The sequence below is a fragment of the Pseudomonas sp. B19125 genome, from assembly GCF_044218855.1.
Taxonomy (GTDB): Bacteria; Pseudomonadota; Gammaproteobacteria; order Pseudomonadales; family Pseudomonadaceae; genus Aquipseudomonas; species Aquipseudomonas edaphica.
Window position 1 is genome coordinate 6,344,466 of record NZ_CP162589.1, and the last position, 23,619, is coordinate 6,368,084.

Genomic DNA, 23,619 nt, shown 5'->3' on the forward strand with positions numbered 1-23,619 from the left:
GGCGTGCGTGTGAGGCCGGGTGGTGAATCTACCCAGTCAGCGCGTTTTGTGGCGAGCGATCGTGGCTTCGCGAAGGTGGCGGACTTCGAGCAGCTTTTGGCGCATTTCGCGGTGGCGCTTGCTGTTAAGCAGGAGCAACCCCAACAGCGGAAAGAGCACAGCCGAGCCGTAGACCAGTTTGGGAATGGGGTACTGGATCATCGGCAGCACGAACAGCAGGCAGCAACCCAGGTAACCCGCCACCAGGCCGGTGGCCCATGGGCGGCCACGCGCAACCATCACGTTGGCAAAGACCAGCACCGCCACCAGCAGCAAAATCGCCAGGCCTGAGTAGTCGGATTTAAGCGACGCATCGACACCCCGCAAATACGTCACGCCGGCGAGGGATACAGCAGACGCGCCGGAAAAGATCGCCATGAAGATCGTGCCCATGAACACCGGGAAATAGCGCGCGAGGAAACTGCCCATGTCGGGGAAACCTTTCATTCGGTGAGGTCCTCGTACAAGCCGATTGCAAGGGTGGTGGCGGTGCCCACGCTACCGCTGCGGTAGCTGCCCACGATACCGAGGATGCCGCCCAATGCGTCTTTCATCTGGGTCAGGGTGGCATGCCGAATTTCCGTGGAGCTGAAGCTCTTGGTCAGTTTGCCTGCACGCTGCTGCAACTTGAGCAACTTGGGCGTCAGGCTGGGGTCGCGCAGGCTTAGCAGCTCTTTGGTCAGTTTCTTGCGTTCCTGGCGATTTAAACCCTTGAGCAATTCATACCAACTCTTGCCCAGAGCGGCAGCCTTTTTGGCCCTGAGCAGCTTCACCGTGGTCAGCGCGCCGGTGCCGATCCCCACCAGGGAAGCCGTATCAAGGATGGTTGAAACAGCGCCGAACCATTCGGCGTCATCCATCCGGTCGTTAGCGTCAGGGTCGAGTATCTCGTTGTAGGTACGCGCCACGCCAAACCCGCATTGCGCACTGCTGGCCAGCGCCGCCGTCACGCCAATGCCCACCACGAACGCGCTGGCGCCCGCCGTAAAAGGCACGGCGACGCTGCCGCTGAACACCACGATCCAACCGATAATCGCGGCGGTGCACGACAAGCCCATATCAAACGCCTCTTTTCTGAGGCGTTCTTCCCGTGGGTCGGTCTTGACCTGCTCCACAAATTGCGCGGGCGAAATGTACTTCTGTGCTTCGCGCAAAATGATGCGCTTGGGCTTAATGCTGCAGAGGGGCTTGAATTCGCGCAGGGTGATCACATTGAAGTCGGCGTCGATGTACACCACACCGGCGCCGACAATGCCGGGGTCGGCATCGATGGCGGCGAACAACCGTGGCAGGTTGATCTGGCTTTCGATGCGCTGGCGCGCCATGAATTGGGAGCGGTTAGAGTCCATGCCGATGGAGAGCAGGGGGTTGCTCATGGGTGTTCTTCCTTGAATATGAGGATGGCCGGGCCGGCTTTGTGGGAGCTGGCTTGCCTGCGATGGCGATCTAATGGGCGCCACCTTAACAAACAGGCACGCCAGCGAATAGAAAGCAAAACGCCAGCACGAGGCTGGCGTTTTGCATATTCAGGTTGCGATCAGCGCGGCACGACCGGCTTGCGCGCAGGCTTGCCGCCTTTGCCCTTCGCCGCATCACTGCGTTCTTTAGCCGCCTGCTTGTTACGCGCCTGAGCTGCCGCCTTGGCTTGCTCACGCTTGTCCCACGGGTTGCTGCCATCACTGCCGCGCGGTGGCAGGCCGGTGTGCTGGGTGAGGATCCTGGTGGTGGTCTCCTTCGCAACCTTATGGCTGCCAGCCGGCGTCGAGTTCTTGCGACGGGCGCTCTGGTAGCTGTCGGTGGACGGCTGGTGCAGCGGGATCAACTGATCCTTGCCCGGCCCGATCAGGTCGGCGCGGCCCATGCGCGTCAGTGCTTCACGCAGCATCGGCCAGCCTTTCGGGTCGTGGTAGCGCAGGAAGGCCTTGTGCAGACGGCGCTGTTCCTCGCTCTTGACGATGGTGACCGCGTCGCTCTTGTAGGTGACCTTGCGCAGCGGGTTCTTGCCCGAGTGGTACATGGCGGTGGCGGTGGCCATCGGCGACGGGTAGAACGCTTGCACCTGGTCGGCACGGAAGCCATTGCCCTTGAGCCACAGGGCCAGGTTCATCATGTCTTCATCGGTGGTGCCCGGGTGGGCGGCGATGAAGTACGGGATCAGGTACTGTTCCTTGCCCGCTTCCTTGGTGTACTTCTCGAACATGCGCTTGAACTTGTCATAGCTGCCAATGCCCGGTTTCATCATCTGGTTGAGCGGACCTTCCTCGGTGTGTTCCGGGGCGATCTTCAAGTAGCCACCGACGTGGTGGGTAACCAGTTCCTTGACGTATTCCGGCGACTCGACCGCGAGGTCGTAGCGCAGGCCGGAAGCAATCAGAATCTTCTTCACACCCGGCAACGCACGGGCGCTGCGATACAGCTGAATCAACGAGGAGTGATCGGTGTTCAGGTTCGGGCAGATGCCCGGGAACACGCATGACGGCTTGCGGCACGCGGATTCGATTTCCGGGCTCTTGCAGGCGATGCGGTACATGTTCGCGGTCGGGCCGCCGAGGTCGGAGATCACGCCGGTAAAGCCTGGCACTTTGTCGCGGATCTCTTCGATCTCGCGAATGATCGACTCTTCGGAACGGTTCTGGATGATGCGGCCTTCGTGCTCGGTGATCGAGCAGAAAGTACAGCCACCGAAGCAGCCACGCATGATGTTCACCGAGAAACGGATCATGTCGTAGGCCGGGATCTTTTCCTTGCCGTACACCGGGTGCGGGACGCGGGCGTAAGGCATGCCGAACACGTAGTCCATTTCTTCGGTGGTCATAGGGATGGGCGGCGGGTTGAACCACACGTCCACTTCGCCATGCTTCTGCACCAAAGCGCGGGCGTTGCCTGGGTTGGTTTCCAGGTGCAGCACGCGGTTGGCGTGGGCGTACAGGACCGAGTCGCCACGGACTTTTTCCATGGACGGCAGACGAATGACCGTCTTGTCACGGGTCATGCGCGGGCTGGCAAGAATTTGTACGACCTTGGCTTCTTCCGGGTCTTCAACCGGGCCTTTTTCCTGCTCAATGGCGCAGGCCTGGGTGTCCTGGGTATTCACATACGGGTTGATGATCTTGTCGATCTTGCCCGGACGGTCGATACGCGTGGAGTCCACCTCGTACCAGCCTTCAGGCGTGTCACGGCGAATGAACGCGGTGCCGCGCACGTCGGTGATGTCTTCGATCTTGTGGCCCCACGACAGGCGCTGGGCAACTTCGACGATGGCCCGCTCGGCGTTGCCGTACAGCAGGATGTCGGCGCAGGCATCGATCAGGATCGAGTTGCGCACACGGTCCTGCCAGTAATCGTAGTGGGCGATGCGGCGCAGGGACGCTTCGATGCCGCCAAGTACGATCGGCACGTTCTTGTAGGCTTCCTTGCAACGCTGGCTGTACACCAGGCTGGCGCGGTCCGGGCGTTTGCCGGCCATGCCGCCTGGGGTGTAGGCGTCGTCGGAACGGATTTTCTTGTCAGCGGTGTAACGGTTGATCATCGAGTCCATGTTGCCGGCCGCGACGCCGAAGAACAGGTTCGGCTCGCCGAGCTTCATGAAGTCGTCTTTGGACTGCCAGTTCGGCTGCGCAATGATCCCGACGCGAAAGCCCTGGGACTCCAGCAGCCGGCCGATGATCGCCATGCCAAACGACGGGTGATCCACATACGCATCACCGGTGACGATGATGATGTCGCAGGAATCCCAGCCAAGCTGATCCATCTCCTCCCTGCTCATCGGCAGGAATGGCGCAGGACCGAAACATTCGGCCCAGTACTTGGGATAGTCAAATAACGGCTTGGCTGTTTGCATGACGGTGACCGGTGTTGAGATGAAAAATCGCGGGCGCGGAATATAGCACAAATTTTGACCAATTCCGACGGTAATGGTCGGAATTGTGCTGATGCAATCGAAGGCAAGCCAGCTCCCACACTCGAACGGTGAATACCTTCAAATGTGGGAGCTGGCTTGCCTGCGATGAGCATAGGTATCTACACAACTTTTAAAAGCAGCCTATTTCTCCTGTGGCGAGCAGGCTTGTCCTGCGTTGGGCTGCGAAGCAGCCCCAAAAACAGACGCTGAGTACTTTCAGCAAAATTGCCGTGCTTGTACTGGGGCCGCTTCGCAGCCCAACGCAGGACAAGCCTGCTCGCCACAACAGCCCACCTGCCACAGACTTCGTGTTAACCGGTTGTGTAGATACCTATGCTGCGATGAGGCCCTTACAGGCGCTGAAACTTACTCATCATCGTCGAAGTTATAGCTACCCGGCGCCAGGTTCTCGAAGCGCGTGTACTTACCGATAAACGCCAGGCGGATAAAGCCGATTGGCCCGTTCCGCTGCTTGCCGATGATGATTTCGGCAATGCCCTTGTGCTCCGTTTCGGGGTGATACACCTCGTCGCGGTACACGAACATGATCACGTCAGCATCCTGCTCGATCGCTCCGGATTCCCGCAAGTCGGAGTTCACCGGGCGCTTGTTCGGGCGTTGCTCAAGGGAACGGTTGAGCTGGGACAGCGCCACCACCGGGCAGTTGAATTCCTTGGCCAGGGCTTTGAGCGACCGGGAGATTTCGGAAATCTCGTTGGTGCGGTTGTCACCGCTGGAGCCTGGAATCTGCATCAGCTGCAGGTAGTCGATCATGATCAGGGCGATGTCGCCGTGCTCACGCACCAGCCGGCGAGTACGTGCACGCATCTCTGATGGGCTGATACCGGCGGTGTCATCGATAAACAGCTTGCGGTCGTTAAGCAAGTTGACCGCCGATGTCAGGCGCGGCCAATCGTCGTCTTCCAGGCGACCGGCTCGCACCTTGGTCTGGTCGATACGGCCAAGCGAGGAAAGCATACGCATGATCAGCGATTCACCTGGCATCTCCAGCGAGTAAACCAAGACGGCTTTGTCGCTGCGCAACACGGCGTTTTCCACCAGGTTCATCGCAAAGGTGGTTTTACCCATGGATGGACGGCCGGCGACGATGATCAAGTCAGACGGCTGCAGGCCGCTGGTCTTCTCGTCGAGGTCGGTGTAGCCGGTGGAAATACCCGTGATGGCGTTGTCGGTGTTGAACAAGGTGTCGATGCGGTCGATGGCCTTGGTCAACAGGTCGTTGACGCTGACTGGGCCGCCGGTTTTCGGCCGCGCTTCGGCGATCTGGAAGATCTGGCGCTCAGCTTCGTCGAGGATCTCGGCGGCAGTGCGGCCTTCAGGGTTAAAGGCGCTGTCGGCGATTTCGGTGCTGATACCGATCAATTGGCGCAGCGTGGCGCGCTCGCGAACGATCTGCGCATACGCCTTGATGTTGGCGACGGATGGCGTGTTTTTCGCCAGCTCACCCAGGTAGCCCAGACCACCGACTTGGGAGGTCTGGCCTTCCTTGTCCAGCTGTTCGGCCAGGGTTACCACGTCGATCGGCGAGTTCTGGTCGGCCAGCTTGGCAATGGCGCGGAAGATCAGGCGGTGGTCATGGCGATAGAAATCACCGTCCGAGACTTGATCCAGCACGCGTTCCCAGGCGTTGTTATCCAGCATCAAGCCACCGAGCACGGCCTGTTCGGCCTCGATGGAATGCGGCGGCACCTTCAGGGCAGCGGTTTGCAGATCGTATTGCTCAGGAGCTGAAATATCGTTCATGGCCACTTGGAATTAGGGGTGTGTAGAAAAACAAAAGGCACGACCTGTAAACAGGATCGTGCCCGATGTTAACCGCCTGGCACGCGAGGTGCCAGTCAGTTAGGTGTTGCTTAAGCTGCTACCACTACAACGCGTACGGTGGCTTCAACTTCAGCGTGCAGGTGCACGGCTACGTCGAATTCGCCTACGTTGCGGATGGTGCCGTTCGGCAGACGAACTTCGCTCTTCTGCACTTCAACGCCGGAGGCGGTCAGTGCATCAGCGATGTCGTGGGTGCCGATCGAACCGAACAGCTTGCCTTCGTCACCGGCGGTGGCAGTGATAGTCACTTCCAGCTCAGCCAGTTGGGCAGCGCGAGTTTCGGCCGAAGCTTTTTTGTCTGCTGCGGCTTTTTCCAGCTCAGCACGACGCTCTTCAAACGCAGCCAGGTTGGCAGCGGTTGCAGCGGTGGCTTTGCCGTATGGCAGCAGGTAGTTACGACCGTAGCCGGCCTTAACGTTCACTTTGTCGCCCAGGTTGCCCAGGTTGGCGACTTTTTCCAGAAGGATCAGTTGCATGTGAAAATCCTCTAACTTTTAACCTTCACCGTTCGCGTTATCGGCGTCTTTCGACGCCAGACGACCGCGAAAATCAATCAGGCCGTCGACAATGGCCAAAACCACGAGTAACGGATAGATCAGCTGCATAAACAGCAACATCGTGACGTACAACCCCACCAGCCAGAACTTGGCCAGGCGCTTTCGCGCAACCAGCCCGTGAATCAGGGCCAGCCCGGCAAACACCAGCGGCACACTGCAAATCGGCGCCAGCAAGGCCATCTGTGGGCCGAAGTTCGGCCCGACAACCATGCACGCCAGCAGCAACATCGCCGGCCCCGCTGGGATTCTGATACTGCGAAATTCGCGACCAAAACCACCCGGGTTGTACAACAACGCTTGCCAATAACGCCCAACAATCAGGCTCAGCACGCTGACGACCTGCAACAATGCCGCAATCAGGCCGGTCAGGACCGGGGCAATCAGTGACGCAAACCGCGCTCGCTCATCTACCGACAATTGCTGGTAGAGATCCCCGAGGGCCATCGGCAGGATCTTGACGATCTCTTGCGACAGCGCTTCGATTTGCGGGCGGAAAGCCGCGCCAAGCATCACTGAGTACACCAACCCCAATGCCACGCTGACCAGCAGCGTGCGGACCCAGGACTCACTTGCGCGTAAAACCAACGCAAGGCTCGATGACCCCAGCAGTACCAGAAGTACCCGTGGATCACCGAATTGAAGCCACCAGATCAAGGCCGGCAACAATCCCAGGGCAAGAACGCCAAGGGCGTCCTTCAAACCGCGCCGCAGGAGCACAAGGCAACCTGCAGCAGCACCCAACCAATAAAGCAGCGGCAATGCTGCACATCCGGCCACTACCAGAGTGGCCTGCACGCGACCGCGCATGATGAACTCAGCTAAGGCGCGCATGCATTCAATCCCTTACTACTTGTCGACTGCCCGGTCTCAGCGGCCGTGGCTGTCGGTGTAGGCCAGCAGGGCCAGGAAGCGGGCGCGCTTGATAGCGGTGGCCAGCTGACGCTGATAACGTGCTTTGGTACCGGTGATACGGCTTGGAACGATTTTGCCGGTCTCGGATACGTAGGCTTTCAGAGTGTTGAGATCTTTGTAATCGATCTCTTTCACGTCTTCAGCGGTGAAGCGGCAGAATTTACGACGACGGAAGAAACGTGCCATTTGATAGGCTCCTTAAAAGGTCCGTGGATTACTCGTCAGCGTTATCGCTGTTGTCGCTGTCATCACTATCAGCGCTTTCAGCGCCTTCGTGCTCAGGACGGTCGCGACGCTCACGGCGCTCACTGCGGTTTTCTTCAGCCTTGAGCATCTCGGATTGGCCGGTAACGGCTTCTTCGCGACGGATGACCAGGTTACGGATCACTGCATCGTTGTAGCGGAAGTTGTCTTCCAGCTCGGCCAGGGCCTTGCCAGTGCACTCAACGTTCAGCATCACGTAGTGAGCCTTGTGAACATTGTTGATTGCGTAGGCCAGTTGACGACGGCCCCAATCTTCCAGACGGTGGATTTTGCCGCCGTCTTCTTCGATCAGCTTGGTGTAACGCTCAACCATGCCGCCGACTTGCTCGCTTTGATCCGGGTGGACCAAAAAGATGATTTCGTAATGACGCATGAATGCTCCTTACGGGTTGTAGCCTGCCGCTCAAAAACGGTCAGACAAGGAGTGAATGACACTTATGGATCTTGCCGCAGGGAGGCACATAGGTGCCTGCCAGGAAGGCAAGGGGCGCAATTGTAGAGAAGGGGGAGAAACGGCGCAAGGTGATTGGTGATTATTTGAACAATCTTCCAAACACCCTGAAACGACTGCGGGAGCTGAAATTCTGTGGGAGCTGGCTTGCCTGCGATGCAGGCACCTCGGTGTATCAGTGATACAGAGGTGATGCTATCGCAGGCAAGCCAGCTCCCATACAAGCCCGGCCGCACATTTTTGATCGGGTTACTTCTTGCTCTTGGCCTTGGCACCGCGCTGACGCTGAGCCTCGAACAAGCACACGCCGGTGGCAACCGACACGTTGAGGCTGCTGACGCTACCGGCCATCGGCAATTTCACCAGGTAATCGCAGTGCTCGCGGGTCAGGCGACGCATGCCTTTGCCTTCGGCCCCCATGATCAGGATGGTCGGGCCGGTGAGGTCCTGGTCATAAATGCTGACCTCGGCTTCGCCTGCAGTGCCCACGATCCAAAGGCCGCGCTGCTGGAGTTTCTCCAGGGTACGCGCCAGGTTGGTCACGGCCACCAGCGGAATCACTTCCGCCGCGCCGCACGCAACTTTACGCACGACCGGCGTCAGCGTTGCCGACTTGTCCTTAGGCACGATCACCGCCAGCGCACCGGCGGCATCGGCCGAACGCAGGCAAGCGCCGAGGTTGTGCGGGTCGGTCACGCCGTCCAGCACCAGCAACAGCGGTGCGCCTTCGGTACGGTCGAGCAGCTCGTCGAGCATCGCTTCGCCCCAGACCTGGCTCGGGCTTACGTCCGCAACCACGCCTTGGTGAACGCCCTCGACCCACACGTCCATTTCACGGCGCTCGGCCTGGCCGATGGCAACCTTGTTTTGCGTAGCCAGCTCGACCAGCGCTTGTACACGCGGCTCGCTGCGGCCTTCGGCCAACCACACCTGCTTGACGCGTTTAGGGTGATGACGCAGCAGTGCTTCTACGGCGTGCACGCCGTAGATTTTTTCCAGACTCATGACTTGGCCTTAGGTTTGCGCGACCCGCCGCTTTTCGCGGGGGCCGAACCCGCTTTAGGCGGGCCTTTACGGTGTTTACTCGGTTTGCTCGACGGCTTTTCCGCCCCGTGGGACTTTCCCCCAGACGCCGCTTTACCACCGCTTTTGGCTTCGTTGAGCAACTGCTGCTTCAACTCACGGCTCTTGCGCACTTCAGCGTTTTTCGCCGCTGCATCGCTCGGGCGGTAGGCCTCAGGGGCCTTCTCCTTGGTGGACGAACGACGAGCAGCCTTGGCTGGCGCAGGCTCGGTAGCCGCTGCTTTCGCAGGCGCGCCCTTGCCTTTGCTGGCTGGCGCAGTCGGTTCGCTGCCACGCTTTTTACGGCCAGTCGGTGTTTCGGTCGGCTTGTCGGGCATGCCGAAGTCGATCTTGCGCTCGTCGAGGTCGACGCGCATGACCTGCACTTCCACGGTGTCGCCCAAACGGAAGCTGCGACCGGTGCGCTCGCCCGCCAGGCGGTGATGCACAGGGTCGAAGTGGTAGTAATCGCCCGGCAGCGCAGTGACGTGCACCAAGCCTTCGACGTAAATGTCGGTCAGCTCGACGAACAGGCCAAAACCCGTCACAGCAGTGATCACACCTGGGAACGACTCGCCCACGCGGTCTTTCATGAACTCGCACTTGAGCCAGTTCACTACGTCGCGGGTGGCTTCGTCGGCGCGGCGCTCGCTCATGGAGCACTGCTCACCCAGCTGTTCCAGGGCCGCTTCGTCGTACGGATAGATCCGTGCCTTCGGAATGGTCATGGCACCGGCGCGCTTGACGTGCGGGGTGTTCTGCTTGGAGTGGATCACGCTGCGGATCGCCCGGTGCGTGAGCAGGTCCGGGTAACGACGAATCGGCGAAGTGAAGTGGGTGTACGCCTCGTAATTCAGGCCGAAGTGGCCCTGGTTATCGGCGCTGTACACCGCCTGGCTCAGCGAGCGCAGCATCACGGTCTGGATCACGTGGTAATCCGGACGGTCCTTGATGCTGGCCAGCAGCGCCTGGTAATCCTTCGGCGTCGGGCCGTCCTTGCCTTTGTGCAGGGACAGGCCAAGCTCACCGAGGAAAGCGCGCAGTTTTTCCAAACGCTCCGGCGGCGGGCCGTCGTGAACACGGTACAGGGCAGGAATTTCGTGCTTTTTGAGGAACTCTGCGGTGGCCACGTTGGCCGCCAGCATGCACTCCTCGATCAGCTTGTGCGCATCGTTACGCGTGGTCGGCGTAATGGCCGCGATCTTGCGCTCGGAACCGAAGACAATCCGGGTTTCCTGGGTTTCAAAGTCGATTGCGCCACGTACATGACGTGCGCCCAGCAACACCTTGTACAGCGCGTAAAGCTGCTTGAGGTGCGGCACTACGTCGGCATATTCGCCACGCAAGGCCTTGGCTTCGCTGGTCTTCGGCGCTTCCAGGATGGTGCTGACCTTGTTGTAGGTCAGGCGCGCCTGGGAGTGGATCACCGCTTCGTAGAACTGGTAGTCGGTCATTTCGCCGGTTTTGGAGATGGTCATCTCGCACACCATGGCCAAACGGTCGACTTTCGGGTTCAGGGAGCACAGGCCGTTGGACAGCTGCTCAGGCAGCATCGGGATCACGCGCTCAGGGAAATACACGGAGTTGCCGCGCACCTGGGCTTCGTTATCCAGGGCCGAACCGATCTTCACATAGCTGGACACGTCGGCAATCGCAACGAACAACTTCCAGCCGCCGGAGAACAGGCGCAGCTTGCCAGGCTTGGCTTCGCAATAGACCGCATCGTCGAAGTCGCGGGCATCTTCGCCGTCGATAGTGACGAACGGCAGATGGCGCAGGTCGATGCGTTTTTCTTTGTCTTTCTCTTCCACTTCCGGCTTGAGCTTGGCGGCTTCCTTGAGCACAGCCTCCGGCCAGACGTGAGGAATATCGTAGGTGCGCAGCGCAACGTCGATTTCCATGCCCGGCGCCATGTAATTGCCGACCACTTCAACAATATCGCCCTGTGGCTGGAAGCGCGCGGTTGGCCAGTGGGTGATTTTCACCTCGACGAACTGGCCGACCTTGGCGGCGCCATTGCGACCCGGGGTGATCAGCACTTCCTGCTGGACCTTCGGGTTATCCGGCACTACAAAGCCGATGCCGCCTTCTTCGAAGTAACGGCCAACGATGGACTCGTGGGCACGGGACACCACTTCGACGATCACGCCTTCACGGCGACCACGACGGTCCAGGCCGGAAACGCGGGCCAGGGCACGGTCGCCGTCGAATACCAGGCGCATTTGCGCCGGGCTCATGAACAGGTCGTCGCTGCCGTCATCCGGGATCAGGAAGCCGAAGCCATCCCGATGGCCGGCGATGCGGCCCAGGATCAAGTCGAGCTTATCCACAGGCGCATAGGTGCCACGACGGGTGTAGATCAGTTGAGCATCGCGCTCCATGGCACGCAAACGGCGGCGCAGGGCTTCGAGCTGGTCTTCGGTGGTCAGACCGAACTCTTCAACCAACTGCTCGCGGCTAGCAGGCGAACCACGATCGGCGAGATGCGCCAGGATCAGTTCGCGGCTAGGAATAGGGTTTTCATATTTTTCCGCTTCACGAGCGGCCTCGGGATCGAGGGACTGCCAATCGGCCATTAGAGAGTTTTCACCTTGTCTATATGCGGGTTAGTTTGGCATACGCGTATTGAAACGGGAAATTTCAGGTGTCAACAAGCGTTTAAAAGGCCTTTGCAGCCCTCGGAAAGCGCCTTGAATGACCATTGGCGAAATTTTCCGGGCTTTTTTCATCGCAGGGCTTTACAGCTCAAAATCGCCTCCGTATAGTGCGCGCCATCGACGACGGCAACGTTGTTGATGCTGCCCAGGTGGTGAAATTGGTAGACACGCCAGCTTCAGGTGCTGGTGATCGCAAGGTCGTGGAAGTTCGAGTCTTCTCCTGGGCACCAAATTCAGATTAAACCCGCGAAAGCGGGTTTTTTCGTTTCAGGCCTCTGATTTTTAACAAGAATATTGAATTATATTTTTGATATCAGGGGTTTACAGATTAAAAAGCGCTCCGTATAGTTCGCTCCATCAACAGCGCAAGCGTTGTTGATAATGCCCAGGTGGTGAAATTGGTAGACACGCCAGCTTCAGGTGCTGGTGATCGCAAGGTCGTGGAAGTTCGAGTCTTCTCCTGGGCACCAAATTCAGATCAAACCCGCGAAAGCGGGTTTTTTCGTTTCCGGGGTTTGAAAACTTCCCCAAGGATTCTCCCCTCATCCGCACTTGAGAAGTTTTATCGTTTATCCTTGCAATGATTTGTTGCATACAAGCGAGGAACACTTCGGATGATGATCCGCGATAACCGTCTCAAGACATCCCTTCTGCGTGGCCTGACCCTCACCCTGCTTGGCTTGACGCTGCTCTCGCCCACCGCCTACTCCGCCGACAAGGTGTCCCTGACCCTGTACAACGGCCAGCACAAAGAAGTCGGCGATGAACTCGCCAAGGCCTTCGAAGCCAAGACCGGCATTCACGTCAACGTGCGCAAAGGCAGCAGCAACCAGCTCGCCAGCCAGGTCGTGGAAGAAGGCGAGCGCTCCCCTGCCGATGTGATCTACACAGAAGAATCGCCGCCGCTGAACAAACTCGGCGAGCAAGGCCTGCTGGCCAAGATTGATGCGAGCACGCTGGACGTATTGCCCAAGGATTACGTCGGCAGCAACGGTGACTGGATGGGCGTGACCGCTCGTACCCGCGTCGTGGCCTTTAACCCCAAACTGATCGCCGAAAAAGACCTGCCCAAATCGGTACTCGATTTCGCTGGCCCCGAGTGGCAAGGCAAAGTCGGCTTCGTGCCCACCAGTGGCGCATTTCAGGAGCAGGCCGTGGCGATTATCAAGCTGCACGGTCGCGAAGCTGCTGAAGAATGGCTGACCGGCCTGCGCGCCTTCGGCAAGGTGTACAGCAACAATATGGTCGCGCTCAAGGCCGTGGAAAACGGCGAAGTGGCCACCGTGCTGGTGAACAACTACTACTGGTTCGCCCTGAAGAAAGAAAAAACCAACCTGGATTCTCAGCTGCATTACTTCACCGATGGCGATGTGGGCGGCCTGATCACCGTGTCCTCGGCGGCGGCGCTCAAATCCAGCAAGCACCCCAAAGAAGCCCAGCAACTCCTGGCATTCATGGCCAGTGAAGAAGGCCAGCGCGTCATCACCAATACCTCGGCCGAATACCCGCTACGCAAGGGCATGCAATCCAATCGCGGCCTCAAGCCGTTCAGCGAGCTGCAACCGCCGAAAGTCACCCCGGCAGACCTTGGCAACGCCGAAGAAGCCCTGGACCTGGAACGTGACGTTGGCTTGAACTGATGAACCCATCGCTACCCGCCGGGGTGTTCACCCCCCGGCGCAAACGCCCGTCGATCTGGCTGTTGTTACCCGTGCTGTTTCTGGTTGGCCTGAGCCTGCTGCCGCTGGTATATGTCGGGACCAAGGCCTGGCAGGCCGGCTGGGCGGAGGCGGTGCACCTGCTGTGGCGGCCGTATGTGTTCGGGCTGTTGCGCAACACCTTGGCTTTGATGGTTGGGGTGACGGTGGCTTGCGGCGTGATCGGCCTGTCACTGGCGTGGCTACTGGAGCGCAGCAACCTGCCGGGGCGACGCATCTGGGGAGTAATCCTGTGCCTGCCGTTTGCGGTACCGGCCTTTGTCAGCAGCTTTACCTGGGTCTCGCTGAGCGCCAACTTCGAAGGGCTTGGCGGGGCAATACTGGTGATGACCCTGTCCAAGTACCCACTGGTGTTTCTGCCGGTGGCGGCGACATTGCGCAATCTTGATCCATCCCTTGAAGAGTCGGCCCGCACGCTGGGACTGAATCGCTGGGGCGTTTTTTTCCGAATTACACTGCCGTTGCTCTGGCCCTCGCTGCTGGCCGGAGCCCTGCTGATCGCGCTGCATATGCTGGTGGAATTCGGCGCGCTGTCGATCATCGGCCTGCAAACCTTTACCACCGCGATCTACCAACAGTTCGAACTGGAATTCAGCAACGCCAATGCCGCGATGCTCTCGGCGGTGCTGCTGGTGATGTGCCTGACACTGCTGTGGCTGGAGCTGCGGGTGCGCGGCAAAGGCCGGCATGTGCGCATCGGCCAGGGCGCGGCGCGGCATGCTGAACAGGTCAAGCTGGGCAAATGGTCGACCGTGGGCCAGCTGTACTGCCTGGCGCTGGCGATCATTGGCAGCGGCATTCCGCTGGGGATGCTCGCTTATTGGCTGGCAGTGGGCTCATCGGCGGCATTCCCGGTGGCCGAGATTGGTGAGGCACTGCTGTCCTCTCTGGCACTGTCGTTGGGCGGCGCTGCGCTTTGCCTGGTATTAGCTGTACCGGTGGGGCTGCTGGTGGTGCGCTACAAAGGCCAGTTGGCGATTTGGGCTGAGCGCCTGCCTTATCTGCTGCATGCCCTGCCAGGGTTGGTGATTGCGCTGACACTGGTGTATTTCGCCCTGCACTATGTGCCGGCGCTGTATCAGACCTCGGCGCTGCTGCTGATTGCTTATGCGCTGTTGTTTTTGCCGCTCGCTCAGGCGCCGATTCGAACCGCACTGAACAAAGCTGCGCCGCAATTGGAAGAGGCGGCACGCACGCTGGGCTCCTCGTCGTTCAGCGCGTTTTGCCGGGTGACCTTGCCGATTATTTTCCCGGCCTTGGGGGCGGCGTTCGCGTTGGTGTTTCTGGATGCGATGAAGGAGCTGACGGCCACTTTGCTGCTCAGCCCGACGGGGCTGAATACCCTGGCGACTGCCGTGTGGGCGCATACCTCGAATGTTGAGTTTGCGGCGGCGGCGCCGTATGCGGCGCTGTTGATTCTGGTGTCGGGGTTGCCGGTGTATCTGCTGACGACGCGGATGTATTTGAGCCGCTGAGACCGCTATCGCAGGCAAGCCAGCTCCCACATTCGATTGCATTCCAACGCTGGAACTCGGTCAAATGTGGGAGCTGGCTTGCCTGCGATGAGGCCGGCGCAGACGACGCTAAGCCCGAAACTGCCCCAAACTCGCCTTCAACTGCGCTGCCAACCCATCCAGCACCTTGCCACTGGCCGTCGTCTCCACCACCGCCTGCGCGGCCCGCTCAGCCTGGGCGTGGATCACCTCGACCCGGCCACGCACCGCATGCGCGCCCTGGGCCTGGTGCTCGGCCGCACGCGTCGCCAGGCCAATCGCCGCATGCACTTGCTCCACCGAAGCCTGCACCGACTGTTGCAAGCGCACACTGTCGCGCAGCACCAACAACCCTTCATTCGCCTGGCGCCCGGCCTTGCCGATGGTTTCCACCGCTTCCCGTGCGCCCTGCTGCAACGCCACGATATGCGCCTGGATATCCCCAGTGGAGCTTTGGGTTTTACTCGCCAGCGCCCGCACTTCGTCCGCCACCACCGCAAAACCTCGCCCGGTCTCACCGGCACGCGCCGCTTCAATCGCCGCATTCAGGGCCAGCAGGTTGGTCTGCTCGGCAATCCCGTGAATCACCGTCAACACCACTTCGATCTGCTCGCTTTGCTGCGCCAACCGCTCGATCACCTGGGAACCGGCCTGCACTTGCCCCGCCAGCGCTTCGATCAGGCTGCCGACCTCAGCCGAGGTCCGTGAGTTTTCGTCCGTGGCCTGGCGAATACCCACCACCTGCTGCAACGCTGCCTGCATTGCATGGCTTTCGGCCTGGGCCTCATCGGCCATTTGCGACAGAGCGCGCAAGCTTTCGGCAACTTCGTCGCGCTGCAAACCGGCCGCCTTGTCAGCCCCGGCATTGCGCAAGGTCATGGCGCCGATTTCGACGCCGGTGCGCTGTGCCACATCGCCGGCCTCACGCACGATTGGCTGCAACTTATCCACAAAGCGATTGACCGCCGAGGCCATGTCGCCGATTTCGTCCTTGCTATTGATCTGCACACGCTTGGTGAGGTCGCCCTCGCCCGCCGCCAGGTCGTCCATAGCGGCAATCAACAACTTCAGCCGATTGACCACACGGCGCCCCAGCACGATGGCGATCAGCAGCAATACGCCAAACCCGACAAGGGCGAGCCCCAGGCCGATGCGCCAGCGCAACGCTCCCGCAGCGTCCTGTACGGCGCCGCTGGTGTTGGCGGTCATCTGGGTGGCAGTGGCTTGCGCCGATTGCAGGCGCGCGCCCATGGCCGCTGCGCTGTCGGCGGCGGCGCCTTTGAGGCTGTCACCGACCAACTGATCACTGCTCGCGATCAGTGCGGCAAAACGCTTGTCCAGCGCCGCCAGGTCGGCCTCTACGGCTTTGGTCGAGACGCCCATGCGGACTTTGCCGATCTCCGTGCCGTTGGGGCTGATGGACGCCTCGACGTAGAACACCGAAGGGTCGTTTTTAGCCGCATCCAGGACCTTATCCAAGGCTCGGTCGCCCTTGCCCTTGTCGAGCAGTGCCTGGTTGATCGGGTTTTCGCGATTGAGGTAACGGGTCAGGTGCTCGCCAGCGGCGTCGTCATACACCACGAACAACACGTTGGGATTACGCTGGGCGCGCCGGGCGAACTCCGACAATGTCGGCACGTCGCTGTCCCACATGGCGCGGGGCGCCACCGACGCCAGCAGTTGGGCCATGTCATTGGCCGAGTCCTGCAGGTCTTTTTCCAGGGTCGCACGCAGTTGCTTCTGCTCCTCTTGCAGGCGCGTGGAAAGCCCTGCGGTCAGACGCTGGCGCGTGCTCGAAGACAAGCTGTCCAGGCTCGAGGTGACTTCCTTGCCGGCTTGCGCCAGCTCGCCAGACAGTTTCTGGCTGTCGGCACCCAGGCGGCTGCTTAAATCCGCTTCCAACGCCGTCACGGTGCTTCGCGTCAGGGCAACGGCCACCAGCACTTGCACCAAAAGAGCGATACCTAGGGTAACGAACACCGGCCGCAACAGCCGGCTTTGTAACAATGAGAGAACGGCAGACACGGTAAATCCCTCCACCACGGGTGCCATTAATTTGATAGCACCGCGAAAGAAAGAACCGTAGCAAGGGTCGTGCCGATTGCCAGCCGGCCACAAAAAAGGGCTCCCGAAGGAGCCCTTTGCTTTTTACATCAACAGCTTATTAAGCGAACGGGTGACGCAGAACGATGGTCTCGTTGCGGTCCGGGCCTGTCGAAATAATGTCGATCGGCGCGCCGATCAGCTCTTCAACACGCTTGATGTAGGCACGAGCATTGGCCGGCAGTTCTTCCAGGGTTTTGGCGCCCACGGTCGATTCGGTCCAGCCCGGCACTTCTTCGTACACAGGCTGCAGGCCTACGTAGCTGTCAGCGTCGGTCGGTGCAACATCCTTGCCTTCGGCATCTTTGTAGCCGATGCAGATGTTGATGGTTTCCAGGCCGTCGAGAACGTCCAGCTTGGTCAGGCAGATGCCCGAGATGCTGTTCACATCGATAGCGCGGCGCAGGATAACGGCGTCGAACCAGCCGCAACGACGGGCGCGGCCAGTGGTAGCACCGAACTCGTGACCTTGCTTGGCCAGGTGCGCGCCGACTGCGTCGAACAGCTCAGTCGGGAACGGGCCCGAACCCACGCGCGTGGTGTAAGCCTTGGTGATGCCCAGGATGTAGTCCAGGAACATCGGGCCAACGCCCGAACCGGTCGCAACGCCACCCGCGGTGGTGTTGGAGCTGGTCACGTACGGATAGGTGCCGTGATCGATGTCCAGCAACGAACCCTGGGCGCCTTCGAACATGATGTCTTTGCCGGCGCGACGCAGGTCGTGCAGCTCGGCGGTCACGTCCAGCATCAGCGGCTTGAGCAGCTCAGCGTATTCCTTGCACTCAGCCAGAGTCTTTTCGAACTCGATGGCCGGCTCTTTGTAGTAACCCACCAGCATGAAGTTGTGGTAATCCACCAGCTCACGCAGCTTGTCTTCAAAGCGCGGCATGTTGAGCAGGTCGCCCACACGCAGGCCACGACGTGCAACCTTGTCTTCGTACGCCGGGCCAATGCCGCGACCGGTGGTGCCGATCTTCAGCTCGCCACGCGCCTTTTCACGGGCCTGGTCCAGCGCAACGTGGAAGGACAGGATCAGCGGGCAGGACGGGCTGATACGCAGGCGCTCGCGCACCGGTACGCCTTTCTCTTCCAGCTTGGTGATCTCACGCAGCAGGGCGTCAGGTGCAACCACAACACCGTTGCCGATCAGGCACTGCACGCCTTCGCGCAGCACGCCCGACGGGATCAGGTGCAAAACGGTTTTTTCGCCATCGATGACCAGGGTGTGGCCAGCGTTGTGGCCACCTTGGTAGCGCACTACGGCGGCAGCATGTTCGGTCAGCAGATCAACGATCTTGCCTTTGCCCTCATCACCCCATTGGGTGCCCAGGACTACGACATTCTTACCCATAACACTTGTCCTCATTCGCGCAAACTTGGTGCCGGCGATGGCCGGCAGGAAAACTCAAGAAGCCAGTGGCGATACTTGCCAAAGCCCGTTCTGCAGAATCAATTGCCGGTCGCAGTCCGCTTCACGGGCGGCGGCCAATGGCTGCCCAGGCAAAGCCTGGACAACACGCTGACCCTCACTGCGCAACTGGCAAACCTGCTGCCAGAGTGCTGCGTCCGTACTGTCGGGCATCCAGATGCCACCAGACGGCAGCTCGACCTCAGCACGCCCCAGGGTCACCAGGGTTTTCAAATCGGTAGAAAAGCCAGTCGCCGGACGTGCGCGACCGAAGTCAGCGCCGATATCGTCATAACGACCGCCCTGGGCGATGGCCTGGCCAACACCCGGCACAAAAACGGCAAACACCACACCGGTGTGGTAGTGATAGCCGCGCAACTCACCCAGGTCGAAATACAGCGGCAACTCGGGGAAGCGCGCCGACAACTGCTCGGCAATCGCAAACACATCATCCAGTGCAGCCAATACCGGCGCCGGCGCATTGGCCAGGCGCTCACGGGCAGCCACCAGCACTTCACGGCCACCGCACAGGTTCACCAGTGCGCGCAACATGTCGGCCAGGTCCGCAGGCACGCCTGCAGTCAGGGCGATGACTTCATCGATAGCCTTGCGCTGCAAGGCATCGAACAACTGTTGCTCCACTTCACCGGACAAACCAGCCGCACGGGCCAGACCACGGTAGATACCAACGTGGCCCAGGTCCATGTGTACATCCGGCACATCAGCCAGTTGCAGCATGGCCAGCATCAGGCTGATCACTTCAACGTCGCTGCTCGGGCTGGCATCACCGTACAACTCGGCGCCCAACTGGATCGGGCTGCGCGAAGACGACAAAGCACGCGGCTGAGCATGCAGCACGCTGCCGGCGTAGCACAGGCGGCTCGGGCCTTCGCGGCGCAGGGTGTGCGCATCAATGCGCGCCACCTGCGGCGTGATGTCGGCACGGAAACCCATTTGCCGGCCCGATTGCGGGTCGATGACCTTGAAGGTGCGCAGATCCAGGTCCTGGCCCGCGCCGGTCAGCAGGGATTCCAGGTACTCGATATGGGGGGTCACGACAAACTCGTAACCCCAGCTCTGGAACAGATCCAACACCTGGCGACGCGCTACTTCAATGCGCGCAGCTTCTGGTGGCAGTACTTCTTCGATGCCATCTGGCAGCAGCCAGCGGTCTACCGTTGCCATTACGCCATTCCCCTATGATCCGGGCGGCCAGCCCTCGGCCGAGCCTTGAGTGAAGCAGAAAATACCCACGCTTTGCATAATCCACGCGCAAGAGCGACGTGACGAACGGCCTGCCAGCGGCCTCGTCGGGCACTTTCCTCGAAAAACCTGTGGCGCCTGCCGAATCAAACATGCAGACGCAAAAAAGCCGGGAATTTCCCGGCTGCCGCATCATACACCCGTTTTCTGAAAGGATCACCCCGCCAGGCATTTTAGCCGCCCGACGGAGTGCGCCCTAAGGTCACAGGCTTGGTTACTTGGACTTTTCCAGGTAGCGGAAGAAGTCGCTGCTTGGGTCCAGCACCATGACGTCGGTTTTGTTCGCGAAGCTTTCACGGTAGGCACGCAGGCTACGGTAGAACGCGTAGAACTCCTGGTCCTGGCCGTAAGCCTTGGCGTAGATCGCCGCAGCTTGAGCGTCGCCGTCACCACGAGCCTCTTCAGACTCGCGATAAGCCTCTGCCAGCAGTACACGGCGCTGACGGTCGGCATCCGCACGGATACCTTCAGCCAACTCGTTACCTTTGGCGCGATGCTCACGGGCTTCACGCTCACGCTCGGTGCTCATACGCTCGAACACGCTGCGGTTCACTTCCTTCGGCAGGTCGATAGCCTTGACCCGGACATCAACCACTTCAATGCCCAACTCTTTTTCTGCCATCGTGTTCAGCGAACGGGTGATGTCAGCCATCAGCGCATCACGTTCACCGGATACCACCTCGTGCAGGGTGCGTTTACCAAACTGGTCACGCAGGCCCGATTCCAGACGGCGCGACAAACGCTCGTCGGCAATCTGCTTGAGGCCGGAGGTCGCGGTGTAGAAGCGCTCGGCATCCTTGACGCGCCACTTGGCGTAGGCGTCAACCATCACGGCTTTCTTTTCCAGGGTGAGGAAGCGTTGTGTCGGTGCATCCAGGGTCATCAGGCGGCCGTCGAACTTGCGCACCTGGTTCACGTAGGGGACTTTCACATGCAGGCCCGGCTGGACATCCGCCTGCACCACACGACCGAATTGCAGCAACACCGCGCGCTCGGTCTGAGACACGATGTAGAAGCAGTTCCAGGCAGCGATGACCACGACGACGCCCACAATCAGGGCGGTCAGCGATTTATTGCTCATCAACGACTCTCCCTGGTACGTGTTTGCTGTTGCAGCAAGTCAGCGGCCGCACGGGCGCTCGCTTCGTTGGCAGCGGCATTCGAGCTGCTGGACGGTGCGCTGGTGCCGCTACGACCACCTTCGATCATCTTGTCCAGCGGCAGGTACAGCAGGTTGTTCTGCCCACCTTTGCTGCCGGTCACGAGAACCTTGCTGGTGTTGCTGAAAACTTCCTGCATGGTGTCCAGGTACAGACGCTCACGCGTGACTTCCGGAGCCTTGCGGTACTCGGCAACCAGTTTGGTGAAGCGATCCGCCTCACCCTTGGCGCGGGAGACCACTTCGTCGCGGTAACCGTTGGCATCTTCAAGGATACGCTGGGCCTGACCACGGGCTTCCGGTACGACACCGTTGGCGTAGGTTTCAGCCTGGTTGCGCGAACGCTGCTCGTCTTCACGGGCGCGGATCACGTCATCAAAGGCTTCCTGCACTTCGCGCGGTGCAGCTGCGCTCTGTACGTTCACCTGAGTGACGGTGATGCCGGTGCGGTAGGTATCGAGGAACCGCTGCAGGCGCTCCTTGATCTCGCTGGCCATCAATTCACGACCTTCGGTCAGCACCTGGTCCATGGCGGTGGAACCCACCACATGGCGCAGGGCACTTTCGGTTGCGTGTTGCAGGCTGATTTCCGGCTGATCAACGTTCAGCACGAAGTCCTGCAGGTTGCTGATCTTGTACTGCACGGTCAGTGGCACTTCGACGATGTTCTCGTCTTCGGTCAGCATCTGGCCCTGCTTGGTGTAGGCACGCTCACGCGTGACGTTCTCCATGTACTTCTTGTCGATCGGCGGGAAATAGATGTTCAGGCCTGGCCCGACAGTCTCGTAGTACTTGCCGAAGCGCAGCACAACAGCCTGCTCCTGCTCGTCCACCACGTACACGGCGCTGTACAGCCACACGGCTGCGAGCACGACAAGCCCGAGGCCCAGCAGGCCATAGCCGCCGCCCTTGCTTGTGCGACCGCCGTCGTCACCACCACCACGTTTTTTTCCACCACCGAACAACCCATTCAGGCTTTCCTGCAGCTTTCGGAAGGCCTCGTCGAGATCTGGTGGCCCCTTGCGGTCGCCATTATTGCGGCGTTTACCACCCCAAGGATCCTGATTATTCGAGTTGCCACCCGGCTCATTCCAAGCCATAGCGCTCTCCATCTGATAAAGCAAAGACGCACCCACGGCGCGCCGACCAATGCTACAGAATGCCTGCTACTGCGGCACAACCGCTTTCGGAGGCTTTTATTGCAAAGTGTGTTGTTCGATGAACTCTGTCGGTACCACACCTTCACGGCTGACCAGCCGATTCAGCTCCGAGCGCGGCAATCGAACGGCCAGCAAGCTGACACCTTCTTCGTCGTATTCTTCTTTCTGTACGGCGCCCAGTTCGAAAAACTGTGCACGCAGTCGAGCAAAACGTTGCGGCAAGCGCAAGGTGCCGACAAACAAATCGCTGCCCAGCAGTTCGGCAATCGCTTGTTCAAGCAACTCCAGACCACTGCCATCGCGCGCCGACAGCCATACCCGCTGGGGCTTGCCGTCTTCATCGCGCTGGATTTGCGGCTCAACGCCCTCAAGCAAATCGAGTTTGTTATAGACCTCGAGGATCGGCAAGTCTTGTGCACCAATCTCGCCCAGCACCACCATCACTTGCTCGATCTGCAACATGCGATCCGGTTCGGCCGCATCGATCACGTGCAACAGCAGGTCGGAATTGCTCGACTCTTCGAGCGTAGACCGAAATGCCTCGACCAGCTTGTGGGGCAAATGACGAATGAAACCTACTGTGTCGGCCAGGACAATCGGCCCCAGGTCGTCGATATCCAAACGGCGCAAGGTCGGGTCAAGGGTGGCGAACAGTTGGTCGGCCGCGTACACGTCCGATTTCGTCACGTTGTTGAACAGCGTGGATTTGCCGGCGTTGGTATAGCCCACCAGGGACACGGTAGGGATATCCGCACGCGAGCGACCACGGCGTGATTGTTCGCGCTGGCTGCGTACTTTTTCCAGGCGGCCCTTGATCTGGCGCAGGCGCACCCGCAGCAGGCGGCGGTCGGTTTCCAGCTGGGTTTCACCCGGGCCGCGCATGCCGATGCCACCACCCTGGCGTTCAAGGTGAGTCCAGCCGCGTACCAACCGGGTGCTCATGTGGTCAAGCTGGGCCAGTTCTACCTGGAGCTTGCCTTCATGGGTACGGGCGCGCTGGGCGAAAATATCGAGAATCAGACCGGTGCGGTCGATCACGCGACACTCGAAAACACGTTCGAGGTTACGTTCCTGACTGGGCGTGAGGGTGTGATTGAAGATCACCAGATCGGCTTCTTCGGCGTGAACCAGGTCGCGCAGTTCCTCGACCTTGCCGCTGCCTATCAGGTATTTGGCGGTTGGCCGATGACGCGGTACGTTAAAAAACGCAACGGTCTCGGCGCCGGCCGAATTTGCCAACTCCTGAAACTCCTGCGGATCTTCGCGCGCCTCAGGGTCCTGTCCATCCAAGTGAACGAGGATTACTCGCTCACCACCACCGTGGCGCTCAAAGAACAAAGGAGACTCCTATCAGGCGTTACCTGGCTCAGCGTCACCCTGTTCATCACCTGCTGCGCTAGGCAGACGGATTGGACGAACTGGAACGACTGTCGAGATAGCGTGCTTGTAAACCATCTGGCTGACGGTGTTTTTCAGCAGGATCACGAACTGGTCGAACGACTCGATCGTGCCTTGCAGCTTGATACCGTTAACCAGGTAGATGGAAACCCCAACTTTCTCTTTACGTAAAGTATTCAAGTAAGGGTCTTGTAGCGAATGCCCTTTTGACATGTGCCGCACTCCTTTA

Annotated in this window: 19 protein-coding genes and 2 tRNA genes; 4 read left to right on the top strand and 17 right to left on the bottom strand. The window is 59.9% G+C overall.

Going from position 1 to position 23,619, the window contains the following annotated elements; all coding sequences use genetic code 11:
• Positions 1-36 precede the first annotated feature (36 nt).
• From AB4P96_RS29065 to rnr, 10 genes are all read right to left on the bottom strand, one after another.
• Positions 37-486, bottom strand: coding sequence for a hypothetical protein (locus AB4P96_RS29065; protein ID WP_176991758.1), 450 nt, complete (start codon positions 484-486; stop codon positions 37-39).
• Entirely contained in the window at positions 483-1,415 is a 933-nt protein-coding gene (locus AB4P96_RS29070; protein WP_099548100.1) for an NAD synthetase, read from the bottom strand. Before AB4P96_RS29070 ends, AB4P96_RS29065 begins: the two co-directional genes overlap by 4 nt.
• 161 nt (positions 1,416-1,576) lie before the next feature.
• Positions 1,577-3,880, bottom strand: a complete 2,304-nt coding sequence (locus AB4P96_RS29075) for a YgiQ family radical SAM protein (protein ID WP_017138450.1) — start codon at positions 3,878-3,880, stop codon at positions 1,577-1,579.
• Between the two features lie 426 nt (positions 3,881-4,306).
• Positions 4,307-5,704: a replicative DNA helicase gene (gene dnaB / locus AB4P96_RS29080; protein WP_017138451.1), complete on the bottom strand. Its 1,398-nt coding sequence runs from the start codon at positions 5,702-5,704 to the stop codon at positions 4,307-4,309.
• A 110-nt stretch (positions 5,705-5,814) separates the two neighbouring features.
• Positions 5,815-6,261, bottom strand: coding sequence for a 50S ribosomal protein L9 (gene rplI / locus AB4P96_RS29085; protein WP_003171376.1), 447 nt, complete (start codon positions 6,259-6,261; stop codon positions 5,815-5,817).
• 18 nt (positions 6,262-6,279) lie between these two features.
• Entirely contained in the window at positions 6,280-7,173 is an 894-nt protein-coding gene (locus AB4P96_RS29090) for a hypothetical protein (RefSeq protein WP_099548099.1), read from the bottom strand.
• 36 nt (positions 7,174-7,209) lie between these two features.
• Positions 7,210-7,440, bottom strand: coding sequence for a 30S ribosomal protein S18 (gene rpsR / locus AB4P96_RS29095; protein WP_002551829.1), 231 nt, complete (start codon positions 7,438-7,440; stop codon positions 7,210-7,212).
• 28 nt (positions 7,441-7,468) lie between these two features.
• Positions 7,469-7,891, bottom strand: coding sequence for a 30S ribosomal protein S6 (gene rpsF / locus AB4P96_RS29100; RefSeq protein ID WP_003217491.1), 423 nt, complete (start codon positions 7,889-7,891; stop codon positions 7,469-7,471).
• A gap of 327 nt (positions 7,892-8,218) precedes the next feature.
• Positions 8,219-8,974, bottom strand: coding sequence for a 23S rRNA (guanosine(2251)-2'-O)-methyltransferase RlmB (gene rlmB / locus AB4P96_RS29105; RefSeq protein WP_017138453.1), 756 nt, complete (start codon positions 8,972-8,974; stop codon positions 8,219-8,221).
• Positions 8,971-11,607 (bottom strand): ribonuclease R, encoded by a 2,637-nt coding sequence (rnr, locus tag AB4P96_RS29110; RefSeq protein ID WP_017138454.1) that lies wholly within the window; start codon positions 11,605-11,607, stop codon positions 8,971-8,973. Before rnr ends, rlmB begins: the two co-directional genes overlap by 4 nt.
• Positions 11,608-11,831: 224 nt before the next feature.
• On the opposite strand from rnr, the gene AB4P96_RS29115 reads away from it, so the two are divergent.
• The 4 genes from AB4P96_RS29115 to AB4P96_RS29130 all read left to right on the top strand — a co-directional run bounded on the left by AB4P96_RS29115 (position 11,832) and on the right by AB4P96_RS29130 (position 14,881).
• Positions 11,832-11,918: transfer RNA gene (locus tag AB4P96_RS29115), tRNA-Leu, on the top strand.
• Positions 11,919-12,071: 153 nt separating this feature from the next.
• Positions 12,072-12,158: transfer RNA gene (locus AB4P96_RS29120), tRNA-Leu, on the top strand.
• Positions 12,159-12,302: 144 nt separating this feature from the next.
• Positions 12,303-13,328, top strand: coding sequence for an extracellular solute-binding protein (locus AB4P96_RS29125; RefSeq protein WP_138449479.1), 1,026 nt, complete (start codon positions 12,303-12,305; stop codon positions 13,326-13,328).
• Positions 13,328-14,881: an iron ABC transporter permease gene (locus AB4P96_RS29130; protein WP_099548096.1), complete on the top strand. Its 1,554-nt coding sequence runs from the start codon at positions 13,328-13,330 to the stop codon at positions 14,879-14,881. The genes AB4P96_RS29125 and AB4P96_RS29130 overlap by 1 nt, the downstream gene beginning before the upstream one ends.
• A gap of 108 nt (positions 14,882-14,989) precedes the next feature.
• Here the strand turns inward: AB4P96_RS29130 and AB4P96_RS29135 are convergent, their stop codons facing one another.
• The 7 genes from AB4P96_RS29135 to hfq all read right to left on the bottom strand — a co-directional run bounded on the left by AB4P96_RS29135 (position 14,990) and on the right by hfq (position 23,603).
• A complete protein-coding gene (locus AB4P96_RS29135) occupies positions 14,990-16,924 on the bottom strand; it encodes a methyl-accepting chemotaxis protein (RefSeq protein ID WP_395600363.1) in 1,935 nt (644 codons plus the stop codon).
• A 139-nt stretch (positions 16,925-17,063) separates the two neighbouring features.
• A complete protein-coding gene (locus AB4P96_RS29140; protein ID WP_017138458.1) occupies positions 17,064-18,353 on the bottom strand; it encodes an adenylosuccinate synthase in 1,290 nt (429 codons plus the stop codon).
• 54 nt (positions 18,354-18,407) lie between these two features.
• Complete coding sequence (locus AB4P96_RS29145; protein WP_017138459.1) at positions 18,408-19,595, bottom strand: ATP phosphoribosyltransferase regulatory subunit; 1,188 nt, start codon at positions 19,593-19,595, stop codon at positions 18,408-18,410.
• A gap of 292 nt (positions 19,596-19,887) precedes the next feature.
• Complete coding sequence (gene hflC, locus AB4P96_RS29150) at positions 19,888-20,754, bottom strand: protease modulator HflC (RefSeq protein WP_017138460.1); 867 nt, start codon at positions 20,752-20,754, stop codon at positions 19,888-19,890.
• Positions 20,754-21,932, bottom strand: coding sequence for an FtsH protease activity modulator HflK (gene hflK / locus AB4P96_RS29155; protein WP_017138461.1), 1,179 nt, complete (start codon positions 21,930-21,932; stop codon positions 20,754-20,756). The genes hflC and hflK overlap by 1 nt, the downstream gene beginning before the upstream one ends.
• Before the next feature lie 96 nt (positions 21,933-22,028).
• On the bottom strand, positions 22,029-23,330 hold the full coding sequence (gene hflX, locus AB4P96_RS29160; protein WP_017138462.1) for a ribosome rescue GTPase HflX: 1,302 nt from the start codon (positions 23,328-23,330) through the stop codon (positions 22,029-22,031).
• A 12-nt stretch (positions 23,331-23,342) separates the two neighbouring features.
• Positions 23,343-23,603: an RNA chaperone Hfq gene (gene hfq, locus AB4P96_RS29165; protein WP_003188059.1), complete on the bottom strand. Its 261-nt coding sequence runs from the start codon at positions 23,601-23,603 to the stop codon at positions 23,343-23,345.
• Positions 23,604-23,619: the final 16 nt, after the last annotated feature.